The 13,896-nt window shown below is 60.9% G+C and carries 15 protein-coding genes and 1 pseudogene; 4 read left to right on the forward strand and 12 right to left on the reverse strand.

The window, feature by feature from the left end:
- Positions 1–11 precede the first annotated feature (11 nt).
- From N1058_RS18455 to N1058_RS18490, 8 genes are all read right to left on the reverse strand, one after another.
- Positions 12–1,472: a TolC family protein gene (locus N1058_RS18455; RefSeq protein ID WP_265519075.1), complete on the reverse strand. Its 1,461-nt coding sequence runs from the start codon at positions 1,470–1,472 to the stop codon at positions 12–14.
- 315 nt (positions 1,473–1,787) lie between these two features.
- Entirely contained in the window at positions 1,788–2,108 is a 321-nt protein-coding gene (locus N1058_RS18460; protein ID WP_265519076.1) for a hypothetical protein, read from the reverse strand.
- Positions 2,109–2,586: 478 nt separating this feature from the next.
- Positions 2,587–3,069 carry a DCC1-like thiol-disulfide oxidoreductase family protein gene (locus tag N1058_RS18465; RefSeq protein ID WP_265519077.1) on the reverse strand — a complete coding sequence of 161 codons (483 nt, stop codon included), beginning with the start codon at positions 3,067–3,069 and terminating at the stop codon, positions 2,587–2,589.
- A 255-nt stretch (positions 3,070–3,324) separates the two neighbouring features.
- Positions 3,325–3,825, reverse strand: a complete 501-nt coding sequence (locus tag N1058_RS18470) for a cytochrome b (RefSeq protein ID WP_265519078.1) — start codon at positions 3,823–3,825, stop codon at positions 3,325–3,327.
- A gap of 118 nt (positions 3,826–3,943) precedes the next feature.
- Positions 3,944–5,746: a glycoside hydrolase family 15 protein gene (locus tag N1058_RS18475; RefSeq protein WP_265519203.1), complete on the reverse strand. Its 1,803-nt coding sequence runs from the start codon at positions 5,744–5,746 to the stop codon at positions 3,944–3,946.
- A gap of 10 nt (positions 5,747–5,756) precedes the next feature.
- On the reverse strand, positions 5,757–6,572 hold the full coding sequence (locus tag N1058_RS18480) for an SDR family oxidoreductase (protein ID WP_265519079.1): 816 nt from the start codon (positions 6,570–6,572) through the stop codon (positions 5,757–5,759).
- A 4-nt stretch (positions 6,573–6,576) separates the two neighbouring features.
- Positions 6,577–9,117, reverse strand: a complete 2,541-nt coding sequence (locus N1058_RS18485; RefSeq protein WP_265519080.1) for an SPW repeat domain-containing protein — start codon at positions 9,115–9,117, stop codon at positions 6,577–6,579.
- 30 nt (positions 9,118–9,147) lie between these two features.
- Positions 9,148–9,291, reverse strand: a complete 144-nt coding sequence (locus N1058_RS18490; RefSeq protein WP_265519081.1) for a hypothetical protein — start codon at positions 9,289–9,291, stop codon at positions 9,148–9,150.
- Between the two features lie 295 nt (positions 9,292–9,586).
- Here N1058_RS18490 and N1058_RS18495 point away from each other — a divergent pair, with 295 nt between their 5' ends.
- The 3 genes from N1058_RS18495 to N1058_RS18505 all read left to right on the forward strand — a co-directional run bounded on the left by N1058_RS18495 (position 9,587) and on the right by N1058_RS18505 (position 11,442).
- Positions 9,587–10,510 (forward strand): permease, encoded by a 924-nt coding sequence (locus N1058_RS18495; RefSeq protein ID WP_265519082.1) that lies wholly within the window; start codon positions 9,587–9,589, stop codon positions 10,508–10,510.
- 78 nt (positions 10,511–10,588) lie between these two features.
- The gene (locus N1058_RS18500) at positions 10,589–10,939 is read left to right on the forward strand and encodes an MbcA/ParS/Xre antitoxin family protein (protein ID WP_265519083.1); all 351 of its coding nucleotides are present in this window, start codon (positions 10,589–10,591) and stop codon (positions 10,937–10,939) included.
- Between the two features lie 2 nt (positions 10,940–10,941).
- On the forward strand, positions 10,942–11,442 hold the full coding sequence (locus tag N1058_RS18505) for an RES family NAD+ phosphorylase (RefSeq protein ID WP_265519084.1): 501 nt from the start codon (positions 10,942–10,944) through the stop codon (positions 11,440–11,442).
- A 12-nt stretch (positions 11,443–11,454) separates the two neighbouring features.
- Here N1058_RS18505 and N1058_RS18510 read toward each other — a convergent pair whose 3' ends face one another.
- On the reverse strand, positions 11,455–11,682 hold the full coding sequence (locus N1058_RS18510) for a hypothetical protein (RefSeq protein WP_265519212.1): 228 nt from the start codon (positions 11,680–11,682) through the stop codon (positions 11,455–11,457).
- Here N1058_RS18510 and N1058_RS18515 point away from each other — a divergent pair.
- Positions 11,644–11,763 (forward strand): annotated as a pseudogene (locus N1058_RS18515) (integrase); the annotation flags it as partial. The gene N1058_RS18510 and the pseudogene N1058_RS18515 overlap by 39 nt on opposite strands.
- 15 nt (positions 11,764–11,778) lie before the next feature.
- Here the strand turns inward: N1058_RS18515 and N1058_RS18520 are convergent.
- The 3 genes from N1058_RS18520 to N1058_RS18530 form a co-directional block, all read right to left on the reverse strand.
- Positions 11,779–12,216, reverse strand: a complete 438-nt coding sequence (locus tag N1058_RS18520) for a type II toxin-antitoxin system VapC family toxin (RefSeq protein ID WP_265519085.1) — start codon at positions 12,214–12,216, stop codon at positions 11,779–11,781.
- Complete coding sequence (locus N1058_RS18525) at positions 12,216–12,458, reverse strand: type II toxin-antitoxin system Phd/YefM family antitoxin (RefSeq protein WP_265519086.1); 243 nt, start codon at positions 12,456–12,458, stop codon at positions 12,216–12,218. The genes N1058_RS18520 and N1058_RS18525 overlap by 1 nt, the downstream gene beginning before the upstream one ends.
- A gap of 318 nt (positions 12,459–12,776) precedes the next feature.
- Complete coding sequence (locus N1058_RS18530; protein ID WP_265519087.1) at positions 12,777–13,820, reverse strand: tyrosine-type recombinase/integrase; 1,044 nt, start codon at positions 13,818–13,820, stop codon at positions 12,777–12,779.
- Positions 13,821–13,896: the final 76 nt, after the last annotated feature.

Consider the following 13,896-nt stretch of genomic DNA (forward strand, 5'->3'; position numbering starts at 1 on the left):
TCTCCTTGCGTTCAATGTCCGCCGCCCTCGTCGCCCGCCGAGCTGACCTCGGACGCTTCGGCTGCCGGGGACGATCCGCCCCCGCCATGCACGGCCGTCCCCAGGTCCACATCCGCGAGCCAGAACTGGCGCTTGGCGTTGAGGGAAAGTATGATCGAATTGATCTTGGCGCGCGTGTCGGCGAGCAGTTCAAAGGTATTGGTAATCATGCCGCTGTAGGTGAGGACGGATTCCTCTTCGATCGTGGTCCTGAGCGGCACGACGCTGTTCCGGTAATGCCGTGCAATGTCGTAGGTCGAGCGATAAGCGTCATAAGCGCCGCGCGCTTCCGAGCGTATGTTGACAGCCTTCTCCGCCAGAAGATTTGCCGCGCGCATATAGGCGAGTTCTGCCTTGCGCATGCGCGCCTTGCCCGTATCGAAGATCGGTATGACGAACTCGACCTCAAGGTTGCCGGCTACACTGGTCTCGGTTTCGCCGTCCTCCTTCTCCCGTTCGATCTCAACCCCGCTCAGCAGTTCGAGATCGGTCAGGTAGCGGGTGGCATCCGTCAGTCCGTAAGAAAGCGCCAGTGCATCGAGCTCGAGGCGCGCGATTTCCAGGTCGACACGGTTGCGCAGCGCCTCCGCCTCGATGGCACGTTTGGCCACGACGCTCTTCGGCAAGGACGGCAGAGCATTCGGCACCTGATAGTCGATGTCGTCGCCCCACAGCCCCATCAGGCGTGTCAGTTCCTCCTTCGCCATCCTTGCCTGCATGCGCGCCTCGGCTGTCTGCCCCGCCAGCTCGGCATAGAAGACATGTTCGCGCGCCTGCCCGCTCTTGGTGAAGGCGCCGGTCTCGCCGAGTTTCTTGGCGAGTTCCGATGCCGCATCGGCAGCCGCTTGCGCCTGGTTGAGATAGGCGACCCGTTCCCAGGCCGAAACGGCATTGATCCAGGCGCGGCGCGTGTCCGCGGCAAGGCGCAATGTCTCTTCCGCCGCGCGCAATTGCGCCTGCCGGAACCGGGCATCCGCGACAGCGACGCGCTTCGGTCGCGTGATGAGCGCGAGGATGTTGCTGACGACGGCCGTCTCAACCGTACGGCTGACCCCGCCAATGCCCGTCGCACCGATTGATATACGCGGATTGACGAGCAACGTCTCCTGCCAGAGATCGGCGGCCGAAAGGCCGATATCGGCATAGGCCGCCTGCAGGCCCTTGTTGTTCAGAAGCGCCGCCTGCACGGCGACGTCCGGTCCGACTGTCTTCTTCTGGACCAGCCCCCTGACCCGCTCGGCGAGCGATTGGGATTCCGCGCTTGACTGAACCCAGACCGCCTGCTTGCCCGTCACCGATGCGGTCCGTGCGGCGACAGTGGTGAAGCCGAGGCTCGGATCGGAGATGTTGTCGTACGATGCCGTCGTCGTGCAAGCGCCGGCCAGCAGCGGCAATATGGTGGCCGCGATTGCCTTTATGGGCAGATTTCTCACGAGCCACCTCCAGGATTCGCCGGCGAGAGGCGTTCGTTCTGCTGCCTCCAATTCTGCGGTTCGACCGGAACCCGGTGTTCGTAGTCGGCCACGACAGGGTGGTAATGTACGTCCCTGATCCCCAGGGCCGGGTCAGATGGATTGAAAGCCGGAAGAGTGTCTGGCGGCGTTGCCGCGCAGCCGGCCAGGGAGAGCGATGCAAGCACCGCAGCAGCTGGAAGTTTCATTGCTGGTCCTGAACTTGACATGGGATGCCGACCACGACGGGCTCATGCCCATCGCGGCGCTCAGCCCGCGTTGCGGGCGCGTGTCAGTTCAGGCTCTCGGAGGCCTCATGAAATCCGCGTATTCGCCGGGCTGAAGCACCGAACCGGGTTCCGCCGCATGAAAGCGAGCGGTCGGCTGCAGCAGCGCCGGGCATGCAACAGGGATGGTGCTCATCGGCGCGCAGTGGACCTCGCAGACCTTGTCGGCAGTCTGCTTGCCGTGATGGTGCTGGTCTCCCGCTTCCTGACCGCCGGTGCCACCCCTGTCGGACAGGACATGACGATGCTCGTCAGCCTGATACATGGGCAACTCTGCGTCGACAGTCATCGCCATCTTGCCATGGAGCCCGGCGGCACTCGCCGTCGTCATTAACCCCGGCTGGAGAGACATTAGGATGAGAAATACGATCGCAAGTACCGCCCGCAGCGGTACAATGCGTCCAATCGTAGCTCGGCTCATGATTCTCATCGCGAGACTTTTGACGATTGTTCGCGGCATATGTCAAGCGATGAAACCCGGGCGTTGCTGCACTGCAACGAAATGTGATGATCGGGCGAATGGCGGGGAACGAACCGTTGGCGCCCACGGCCATTTAATCCGCATTCCTGACCCGCCGTCTGGACACAGCAGCAACGAGTCCAACTTTGGCGTTGCGGGATTCGCGAACGGTCGAGGGGATGGAATGCCGCTGGAGCTTAGCTTGCTCGTACGCCCGCAGCCAAGTTGGGCCCATAATGATCGTTGTCGCTCACCTTCAATTTTCCTCCGACCCAACTGATTTTTGAACGTCGATCATGAATCCCATTTCCAACCACCTAAAGGCACACTCTTGTAGGTAGCGGGCGCTCTAGAAACGGTCGTTGCCTTCGATCCGCAAATTGTTGATCTTGGTTTTGCCCAAGGCTTTCAGCAGAAGGTTTCGGCATGCCCGGAGAGGCGGATAGAGCAAATGCGCCGCCGTTCTGGAACGAAACAGGTAGTAGCTCATTCTGTTGAAGACGCCGGTCCGACTACTGAGGCCGGCGAGAACGTGAATGGCCTCGCCGCCGTAATAGAGCCGTCCGTCCTTCTTGACGACCATTCCCTGGTCGATATCGAGCCCGGCCTCGGTTATCTCCTCCATGACCGGGTTCGGGTCACGCGCATTGACAATCCGCAGCGTGCCTGCGGATGGCTGAATGTGCACCATGCGGCAGTAAACATCGCAGGCCGGACATTCCCGATCGTAGACCAGCAGCACTTCTTCAGCCTCTGCCACCGGTTGCGGATCATCAACTTTGTGATTGGGCAAGCCTTGCGCCATATTTGCCTGATCCGTCTTCCCGTCCACGGTCCACCGTCTTCTTCGACCGCCGGCTCTGAAAGGGCGACTCCGTCCATTCCGGCTCATCCGGCGCGGCGCTCGATACGCTGATCGCCTTCTATATATGGCGCCGACTTGATCCGCGAACTCCAATTGAATTGGCATACATGCTTCATCCTGATACGGCATTGAGCACGGTCCGTTTGGATGACACCAGACATCTGCCCGCTGCGGTGGAACCGGCCTGCCTCATCTGCTTTCCGCGGCGGCCGTCCTGCTCTGTCAGCGAGGCCAAGGGACCATGCGCTTGACGACCCCGTCGCACCGAACCGCGTGGTACGCGGCCGCTGCTATATGAAGGCTGGCGAGCACAAGTGTGACGTTCCACAACAGGATGTGGATTCGCCCGGCGGGCGCCCACAGATAGGCTGCCGCGAACCCGGCCGCAACCTGTCCGAGCAGTGAGATGTAAAGCCCCCAATGGATGACCTGCGAAAGTCGTTCCAGCCAGCCCTGAATGTGCAATGACGCAGGACGAGGTTGGAACAATCGAAGCCCGATCCGCGCGAGCATCAACGCGCCGATCAGCAGGCCAGCATAGTTGTGGACTGCGTGCAAAAGCAGGTCCGTACTGGATGGTGGCAGAAGCGGATTGTGCGTTCGAGGTATAGCCTGAGAGGTGTACCATTGCTCGACGACCAAAAGCACAACCGCCCAATGGATGGCGATCTGCAGCCGCGTATATCGGGTGCTTTCTTGGTTATTTGGCGCAACCGAGGACATGGGAGCTTTGTTGTCTTTCGTCTGTGCAGGACCAACTCCGCTGGAAAGCCGACGAATATGGGATAAATCAGGCGGTGACTAGATGATTCCCAGCGCCTACAATCGACTTTGAGTTATCCTACACGGCGGCTTCTTGCGATCGCTGTCGTGCCGGCTGGCCCGCCTTGGTCAGGTTCAGGGCGGTATCGGCCAATGCCACATGACTGAAGACATGAGGAAAATTGCCGAGATGGCGGCGTGCTCGCGGGTCATATTCTTCCGCCAGCAAGCCGACGTCGTTGCGCAAGTCGAGCAGCCGCTCGAAAAGCTCGCTGGCTTCTTTCTGCCGGCCGAGCAGGACGAGGTTGTCGGCAAGCCAAAAGCTGCAGGCGAGGAACGCTCCTTCCCCTGGCGGCAGTCCGTCCTGTGTGACCGCGGAATCATACCTGAGTACCAATCCGTCGACCATGAGACGATTCTGGACAGCCTCCACAGTACCCCGCACACGATCATCATCCGCCGGAAGAAAGCCGACAATCGGCAGTAGCAGAAGACTGGCATCCAGGGCCTTGCCTCCGTAGCACTGCACGAATGCGCCCAAGTCGGGATTGTATCCGCGTCGGCAAACCTCCTCATGGACCCGCGCGCGCAATGCTCTCCAGCGCTCAACCGGTCCCTCGAGCTGGAACTGCTCGGCACTACGGATCGCACGGTCGAGCGCCACCCAGGCCATCACCTTGGAATGGGTAAAATGGCGTCGCCTGGCGCGAATTTCCCAGATGCCTTCATCGGGCTTGGCCCAGATCCTCTCGAGATGCTCAATAAGCGCCCGCTGCAGTTCCCATGCTTCGTGACTTGGCTCAAGGCCGCCGCGCCGTGCCTGGTGCATTGCGTCCATGATCTCGCCGAAGACATCAATCTGGAGTTGGCCATGGGCCGCATTGCCGATCCGGACCGGCCGGGACTCTTCATATCCGGGCAGCCATGGCAGTTCCCATTCGGTGAGGCGACGTTCTCCGGCGACGCCGTGCATCGGCTGCAAGTGCGTAGGCGTACCGGCGGCCGCACGCAGGAGCCAGTCGCGCCATGCCTTCGCCTCATCGTAGTAGCCGGCATTCATCAGCGAGAGCAGCGTGAACGTCGCGTCGCGCAGCCAGCAGAAGCGGTAGTCCCAGTTTCGTTGGCCACCGATCAGTTCCGGAAGCGACGTCGTCGGAGAAGCCACAATCCCGCCAGTGGGGCCATAAGTCAGCGCCTTCAGGACAACGTGCGAGTGGACGACCGCGTCTTCCCAAGGTCCTTTGTAGCGGCAGCGCCCTCCCCAGCTCCGCCAAAAGGCTTCAGTCTCGTCCAGCAGTTCCTGGGCATCGACCGGAGCCGGCGGTGGCAGATGGGACGGCGAGTAGCTCAAGACGAAGGCTACGATCTCGCCGGCAGTAATCGTGAATCGAGAGGCGGTCCTCTGGTCCTCGTGAAGGGAAGGGCGCCCGCCCTGGACCGTGACCATATCGGGCCCTGCGATCGCACGCAGCCTGCCATCTTTTAGGTTCGTTATCCAAGGCACAACGGCACCGTAGCCAAAGCGGATCACAAGTTCAGACAACATTGCGACCCGCCCGCGGCTGCCCTTCACAATTCGGACCAGCCTGGGATGGTCCCGACCGATCGCCAAGAAGTCGATGAGCGTGGCTGCACCCTCGTCCGTCTCGAATTGCGTCTCCAGGACAAGCGTCAGGTCGCGGTAGCGGCGCGTGACGCGCGCGGTCTCTGCCGCCGGCCGAACAAGCCATCGTCCGTGTTCGGGGCTTCCCAGAAGCGCGGCAAAGCAAGCGTCGGAATCGAAACGGGGCCAGCAAAGCCAGTCGACTGACCCGTCACGGCTCACCAGCGCGGCGCTCCGGCAGTCGCCGATCAGTGCATAATCTTCTATGCGCGCCGTCACCGCCCCGTCCTCACCCGGCGTCACGGAATTCCGGATAGAGCGCCATGCCGCCATCCAAAAAGAGTGTGGCGCCTGTGACATAATCCGAAAGGTCTGACGCAAGCCAAAGTGCGGCTTCGGCGACATCCTCGGGCTCGCCGATGCGCCCGTAGGGGATGAGCTTCAGCAGATCTGCTTCCGCCTCAGGTGTCTTCCAGGCCGCGCGGTTGATCGGGGTCCTGATCGCGCCCGGAGCAATTCCGTTCACGCGAATGCGATTTTGCGCCGTTTCCTGCGCCAGCGTTTTCATCATCAACATCAGTCCGCCTTTGGAGGCCGCATAGTTGACGTGACCTGCCCAGGGAACGAGTTGGTGGACGGAGCTCATGCAGATGATTTTGCCTGCCGCTTTTGAACGGGGGCTGGGTCTCTGCTGGTCGAAGCAGCGGATGGCTTCCCGGGCACAGAGGAACTGGCCCGTAAGATTGACGTCGAGCACACGCCGCCACTCCTTCTCCGTCATTTCGGCTGCAGGCGCGTCCATCTGGATTCCGGCGTTGGCCACGAGAATATCGATCCTGCCGAACGCCTCGATGAAGGCGGCAAACAGCGAATGCACTTCTTCTTCGGCGGAGACATCCGCCTGGAGTGCGACCGCCTTGCCGCCATTCCTCTTGATTCCCTCTACGATCTTCGTGGCCGCTTCGAAATGGGAGTGATAGTTAACCCCGACAGCCGCGCCTGCGGTTGAAAATCGGCGGGCGACGGCCTCGCCAATCCCGGAACTTGCTCCGGTGATCAGGGCGTTTTGCCCCTGTAGGGGATGCTCGCGATCGACTTTGCTCATAGGCTCACAGGATGTAACGGTCCCAGCCGCCATAATGCTCCTTGCTGCGGGTGCCGCGCGGCAGACTGAGGGTGATAAGGATAAGACCCGCTATCACGCTGTGCGCCGCCGCCAGCGCGCCACCGCCAGCCAGAAGCCAGGGCGCGGCGATAAGCCAGAGGCCGAAGGCGACGTTGATGAAGCGCAGTGGGCGCGCCACCTCGGCCATGGCCATGACGGCGACGGTGATGACCAGCGCGCCGACCAGGTGGTCGCTGTCGGCCATCGGCGGCTCAGTACCGAAAACCAGGCGACTGAACATCAGCCAGGCGCCGAGCAGCGAGCTTGCGACCAGCGTCCACGGCACCGTCACGCCGCGTGCCGCAGAAAGGACCAGTTCCCAAAGCGGCATATCAAAGCCGGGCCTTTGAAGGTCCTTGCCGCTTCCCGGCAATGCATCGCCCCTGAAGAAGGATCGCCAGAAGGGGCGGCCGCGGCGCGTGTTGAGCACCAGGAACTGGCCCATCGCGACCAGTTCGTCGAGCGCATAGGGGATCATGATCAGCATCGCCAGCGCCGCCAGAAGGCAAAGCGTGCAGTAGGTGCCGATCATAATCGGCTGAATGATGATAAAGTAGATGGAGATGACGCCGAGCGGCACCACAACGATGCCGAACAGAAGCACCATCCAGGGCATGGTGCGCCAGCGCGCTCGCCCACCCATGATCCCCATCAAGATCTCGAACATGTAGCTGGTCGCGCCCAGCCCGCCGTCGGCGATCGGCCAGGCCCTGGAAACGTCGGAGGTGATGATGAACTCGGTGCCGTTCCGGCCGCCCTCGCCCGCAAAGAACGGCTCCCAAACGCTGTCGATGTGGCCGAGCTGGTAGGCAGCAAGAACGCGGGCGATGACGAAACCAATAGCACCGAGCGCGATAATCGGCAGTCGCTGCAGATATGTGGAGGGGCAATAGCTCCAGCCGGGTGGCTTGTCGGAGTCGTCCATCATGCCCTCGTGGCTCATGCCGGGCATCATCGGCACGAGGATGGCGAAGGTGATGACAAGCGCCCCGACAAAGGTGTCGTTGGCATAGACGGCGGCACTCGGTGCCCAAAAGACGAGCGGCGCGAAGAGAAGCCAAATGCCCACCGCCGTGTTCGCCCATTGCGCCCAGCTAAAGCGCGGCGAGAGCGAAATCGCCGAAAATGCCATGATCAACAGGCCGCTGGCGAGATCGCTCCAGGCGGTGAGCGAATTGCGCAATGACGGGTCCCAGAGCCCACGCTCTTCCGTGACGCGCATGACGGCGTCGCTGAAGGTGTCCGCGCCGAACGTACCGAAGACGAACGGGCTCGTTGCCAGCCACAAGCCCAGCAGCATGTTGAGGAAGTGCGCCCAGAGCATATCGAAATGCATCATGCGCATGTGCTGCACGTGCTTTTGCATCATGGCATGAAACCGCTCGGGCTCCTGCTCTGCCTCGTTCTGTTCGTTTTCGACCTGCTCCGCCGCTACCGCGGCCGAGTTCAGCTTGTTCGCCATGTACCATCCGACTGGATCGGCCTTCAGTGCGGCGATCATCTTAGGCAGTGTCTCGCGCAGAGAATGTTCCGGTTCCCAGCCGAGTAGCTCCTTGGCGCGCGAGATGTCGAGTTCGTAGTGGTCGTCCGAGATGTCGACCATCCAGGGCCGGATGAAGGGGTCCTGATTCAGCACCTCGCCCTGCACCCAGGCGCCCGTCCGGGCGAGGCCTTTCAGAATGTGCCGCGTCTCCCAGTCCTCGTCATGGATCAAGCGGCCAATCTCGCGCTGCAATTCGTCGAATGTGGGCGTATCCGTTTCGCCCAGCAGCAGCGCCACATCCGGCGGCAACTCTTTCCGGCGCTCAATTATCGTGATCAGGGCCGCGGTGAGGTCGTCGAGATGGAGGAACGGTTGCCCCGTATCAAGATCGCCTGGGTAGAAATGGCTGACATATTGACGCTCGTAGATGCGTGCGATCTGGTGTGAGAGGAAGGTTGCGTGGCCGATATCGTCGTAGACGCCGGCCGGGCGCACCATGACCACCGGAATTTTTCCCCTCTGCTCGCGGATCAGCTTTTCCGTGCGAATCTTGGACTCGCGATAGGGTAGCTTCGCATCGAGCGGCCAATCCTCATCGATCGGCTCCCCCTTCCTGCCCGGAGCATGAACCAGCATTGTGCTCGAGAAGATGAACTGCTCCACCTCGAATTGCTGAAGCCCGCGCAGCAGCCGTTCCGTCCCGCGCACAGTTACCTGTTCGTATAGCGGATTGGGTTCCCCCGTCAGATCGAAATAGGCGGCGAGATGGACGACCGAGGCAATGCGGTTGCCATAGCCGAGCCGCATCCGCTCTAACGCGGCCTCAATGCTGCTGTCGGAGGTGAGGTCGATACAAATACACTCTGCCTCCGCCGGAGGATGCGGCGGCATGTCGCGGTCAAATCCGACCGGTGTAAAGTGTGCTGCCAGCTTCTTTATCAGTGCCGATCCGATAAAGCCGCTGCTTCCTGTGACGACCACCACGTCCTTCTCGGAATTCACCTTTCCCTCCGAATGCGCAAACAATAAGCCTCAGCTTCTCACAAATTTCACGAGCGCAACCATCGCGAGAACGATCACCGCCAGGAGCAGAATCCAGAACACGCCTACCCCGGCCACGATCCAGCCCGCGCCCTCGATCCCCATGCACTCCATCATCATGGTTGCGCGCTTCATCTAATCTCCAGCCGTTCCAGATCACCAACCGCATGCCGGTGCTGATCTGTGCCCAGATTCCTGGACTCCACCTCGGAAAATCTCTACTTCGCCGCGACGGTTCCGCAGCCAAATTCTAAATTAAACCGACGCGTTCCGACATGGTTCCAATTCCGGATGGGCACGACCGCCGACTGCTCCCGTCTCTCGGCGGCTCCTTGCAAACGCGCTACGGTAGAAAACAAGTCCGGGGAACGGCATAGCATCCCGGACGTTGGGTGAGGAACCCGGCGACTGCTACCTCACAGGAAGCACTATGATCGAGCAGACCGGCACGTCACTTTATGTCAGCGCCGGCCTTTTCTGGAAGGCCTTTTGGGCGCTTGCGTTCGGTTACGCGTTTTCCTCGCTCATCCAGGTGCTCGTACCGCGCGAGATAATCGCGAGGCATCTTGGGCGCTCCGGCGTTAAGGAGACCGTTTTGGCGATGGTGCTGGGGCCGGCATCTTCGTCTTGCTCTTTTGCGGCGCTCTCGGCCGGGCGTGCCCTGTTCGTCAAGGGAGCCGCGCTGACGCCAATGATGGCGTTCCTCTTCGGCGCGACGAATCTGTCGCCGCAGGTCGCGGCTCTCGCCTGGATCTTTCTCGGCTGGCAGTTCGCGCTGGCCGTGGTTGTTGGCTCGATAGCGCATGTCCTCGTGATGGCGGTGGCCGTGCACCTTACCTATCCTAAGAAGATGGTCGAGCGGGCGCGGCAGGACGCCTCGAAGATTGGTCACGCTGGGCACGGCGACCCGGCGGAAGGCCTGCCCCGCCGCTGGCGGGAGAAACTGACCAGCCGAAAGACATGGCGCCGCATCGGCGCGACCTATTTTGGCGAGTGGCACATGGTCTGGAAGGACCTGCTGTTTGGTTTCCTCGTCGCCGGCGCAGTCGCCGTGCTCGTGCCGGACACGGTGTTCCAGGCCGTCTTCCCGCAGGTCCTGACGCCTGTCTTGCTCGTTGTCATCCATGCGTTTTTCGGACCGGTGCTGGCGCTGCTGACGATCATCGGCTCAATGGGGAACGGCCCGCTCGCCGCCGTACTGTGGGAGAACGGCGTCCTGTTCGCGGGCATCATCGCCTTCCTGTATTCCGACTTTGTTGTCATCCCGTCGCTGCGGATCAACGCCACCTACTATGGCTGGCGCTTCGCGGCCTCATCGCCGGTTGACCTGCAGCCTCTCACAAGCTCGCAATAGGCAAAGCACGACACTTGAGTGCCGCCCATGATGACGTTATATTGCGTCATAAACACTGGCACAGGATGCGGTGACAGAATGAGCCTCGCACAATACTCAGATCATGGGCTGTTCGCGCCCAACAAGATCGCAGCCGTCTTTCGCACGACGAGCGAAGAGATTGCGCGCACGGTCGGGCTTGGCAAGGACGCGATCCAGCGCAAGGATCGGGTGCGCTCGCACAAGACACAGCGCCGCCTGCGCGAAATGGTGGAGATCGTCAATAAGGTCGAACCGCGTTTCGGCTCCGCGCTGATGGCCTACGCCTGGTATCGGTCCGAGCCGTTGCCGGGATTTTCCGGGCAGACGGCCATGCAGCTTGTTCGCGACGGTCGGGCCGAAGAGGTTCTCGATTTCATCGATGCCGTCGACGCCGGCGTTCACGCCTGATCGTGGCGCTCACCTATTCCGGAAAGCTCTACCGGGCCCTCAATCCGGTCTTTGCGCGTGAGCCAATGTCGGGGCGCGGAGCGGAACGTTATGGCGGCCGGTTCAATCCGAAGGGGGTGCCGGCCCTTTACACCTCGACATCCGTGCTGACCGCACTGAGGGAAGCCAACCAGGTGGGCGATCTGCAGCCGACAATGTTGGTCTGTTACCGCGCCGAGATCGAGATGGTCTTCGACGCTGCAGATACCGCGGCCCTTGCCGCGGCAGGTGTAGACGAAGCCTCGCTGGCAGATCCAACCTGGCGCGATCAGATGAGGAAGACAAGCGAAGCACGCACACAGCGTTTCGCGCGCAACCTGATTGCGGAAGGCTATAACGGCCTGCTCGTTCGCAGTTTCGCCAAGGGAGCCGGTCCGGGTGACATGAATCTGGTGCTCTGGAAATGGAGCAAGAGCGTCCCGTCCCGCCTGGAGTTGATCGATGATGAGGGTCGGTTGGGCTGAGTGCAACGCGCGTCACGCCGCCTTATCGACACCTGGCGCGTTGGTGATGACATCGTCGGCCAGATCTTTTTCGATCTCGGTCAGTTGCCGGCGTTTGTCTTCAAGCTCTCCCGCAAGGGAGAAGGCTTCGCTGTGGCAAGCGCGATAGGAGGCGAGCCTGCGCTCCGCATCCGCCAGACGCTGGCGATACCGGAGCCGCTCGAGGTCGACCAGCGCTATGTGCAAAAACAGCTCGGCCATACCTCGGCCAAAATGACCCGCAAGTACCAGCGGCGCCGGGACAGATTCCGAGTCAAACTCACCAAGGCCGCAGGGTTGTAAGGAAGCCCCCCTGCTCTACGACGCCTCCGGCAATGCAATGAAAGGATCGATTGCTCGAACGCCGAGGGGTTCGAAATGTCGCAAGTTGCGTGTCAGCACGGTCAGATCGTGAGCTTGCGCGGTGGCAGCGATGGCGATGTCATCAAAGCCCGGCTGATGAGCACGAGCAGAATCCATAATCTCACCGGCCAGATGGGCACATTTCAGGTCGAATGGCAGAAGCTTTTCGGCATACAGATACTCCACGCTCTCCCACCAATCGGTCAGTCGGCGCGCTTTCGTGCTTGCCCCTTCCCGCTCGGCCTTGGCAATTCCGGATTTGACCTCAGCAGCCGAGATGACAGACAGGAACAGTCTTGGGCTGGCCTTGTCGAGCCACTCTACGAGCCGATCGCTCTTTTGACGTTTGGACGGAGCTAGTGCGGATATAACATTCGTATCGACCAGGAACATCAGAGATCGACAGTGCGGGTCGGCTTGTTGCTCCTTGGCGGGATATCTCCCTCATCGCCCGGAAAGGCGGCCAGCAATCTGCCAAAGCTCGGGATATGCGAGAGCTTTTCATACTCGTCGAACGAAAGCACGACGGCTTCCTTCTTGCCATGCCGCGTGATGATCGCGGGATTGCCGCGAACAGCCTGATCGACAACGGCGGAAAGCGTCGCCTTCGCATCTTTCAGCTGAATCTCTCTCATGTCGGCCTCCCAATAATGACCACAGTAGTCATATAGCGAGGCCAAGGCGCTTGCGCAATAGGCATTGCAGGCTCAGCGGCGACTACATCCGATCGGTTATGTGTCGGCATTTTTCTTCACCTATCGCTAGGCAAAAGAAATCTGCTCGCCGAATCGGCGCTCAAACCGACCTGAATGGTCTTGGCTATGATTCGCGGAAATGGGATTCTCTCAGTCGCCAAACTTAAAGAGTAGGTCTTTCGGAATGCCGTTTCGGGGGCCTTTTTCTTTTGCCCTTAATCTCCGTTAGTGGTTGCTCGTTTTCCGCAATCTCTCGTGTCAGCCGGGTGCACGGTCGGAAAATTTTGATCCTGTTTCGAGCTTCCTAATAGCCGATTCCCCGAGTGCGGGATCGCGATGCAGATAATGCGCATCGAGGATGGACCGGACATCGTGGAGGCTGTGTCCGGTTATTGTCACGATCTCTGCCTCCGTACATCCAGCAAGGGCAAGGCGAGTGACGGCCGTTCCGCGAAGATCGTTGAAGGTGACACCGACAACGCCGGCGGCAGCGCATGCCTTGCGCCATGAAGAACGGAAGCCATCGGCCGTCCAGGGGTTTCCGTCGCTGTTGAGCAGTATCGGCCCCAACTTGCCGCCGATCGCGTCCAGCGCAATTTTGAGTGGCGCTCCAACGGGGATTACGACGCGGGTCCCGGTCTTGCTTTGTCGGAGCCGGACGACCCTTCCATCATATTGTGTCCATGCGAGCCGAAGCAGATCCCCTTGGCGCTGCCCCGTCCACAGGGCCAGGAGCAGGGGCAGATGAAGATGGCGCGGAGCACTGGCCAGGAAAGCGGCCTCATCGTCCTGGGTCCAAACCTTGTCAGCGCGGCTGCCACGATAAAGGCGTCCGCCCTTCTCGCAGGGATTGGCGATGACGAGCCCCCGATCATGCGCCCATGAGAGAATGCGGGCTAGCACCTGCCAACCGTAGTCGGCCTGCCGGCGAGACCGTTCGGCGCGCTCGTCGCGCCACTCCATGAAAAGGCCGCGCGTGCGCCTATCCGATAAAGCAGACAGCGGAAAGTCGCCAAACTTTTGCTCGATGATCTTGATCAGGTTTACGTAGTCGCGCTTTGTGCGCGGGGCCAAGTCGTCCCAATCGGAGCTGACCTGAAAACCCTGCAAAATTGATAGCAACGTGCCCGTTGGCGGCTCCATCTTGCGCGTCACTGCTGCATTGTATGCCGCGGCGAACTCTGGATCGCCTGGCTTTCCGGGCAGGCGCGGCCCGCTTTTCCAGGCATACCAGTACGTCCGACGAGTGCCGTCGGCCAGTATCTTTTTCTTGCTGTTGATGCCTCTAAGACGAATCCGCATGTCGCTCCAGCCACCTATCCAGATCGTTCCGTTGAGGTTCGGAATTCTCAGGCACCGTCCTGATGAGAATTCGGCC

Origin of the sequence: Nitratireductor luteus (assembly GCF_026162365.1) — a bacterium.
In the GTDB taxonomy this organism is placed as follows: domain Bacteria; phylum Pseudomonadota; class Alphaproteobacteria; order Rhizobiales; family Rhizobiaceae; genus Chelativorans; species Chelativorans luteus.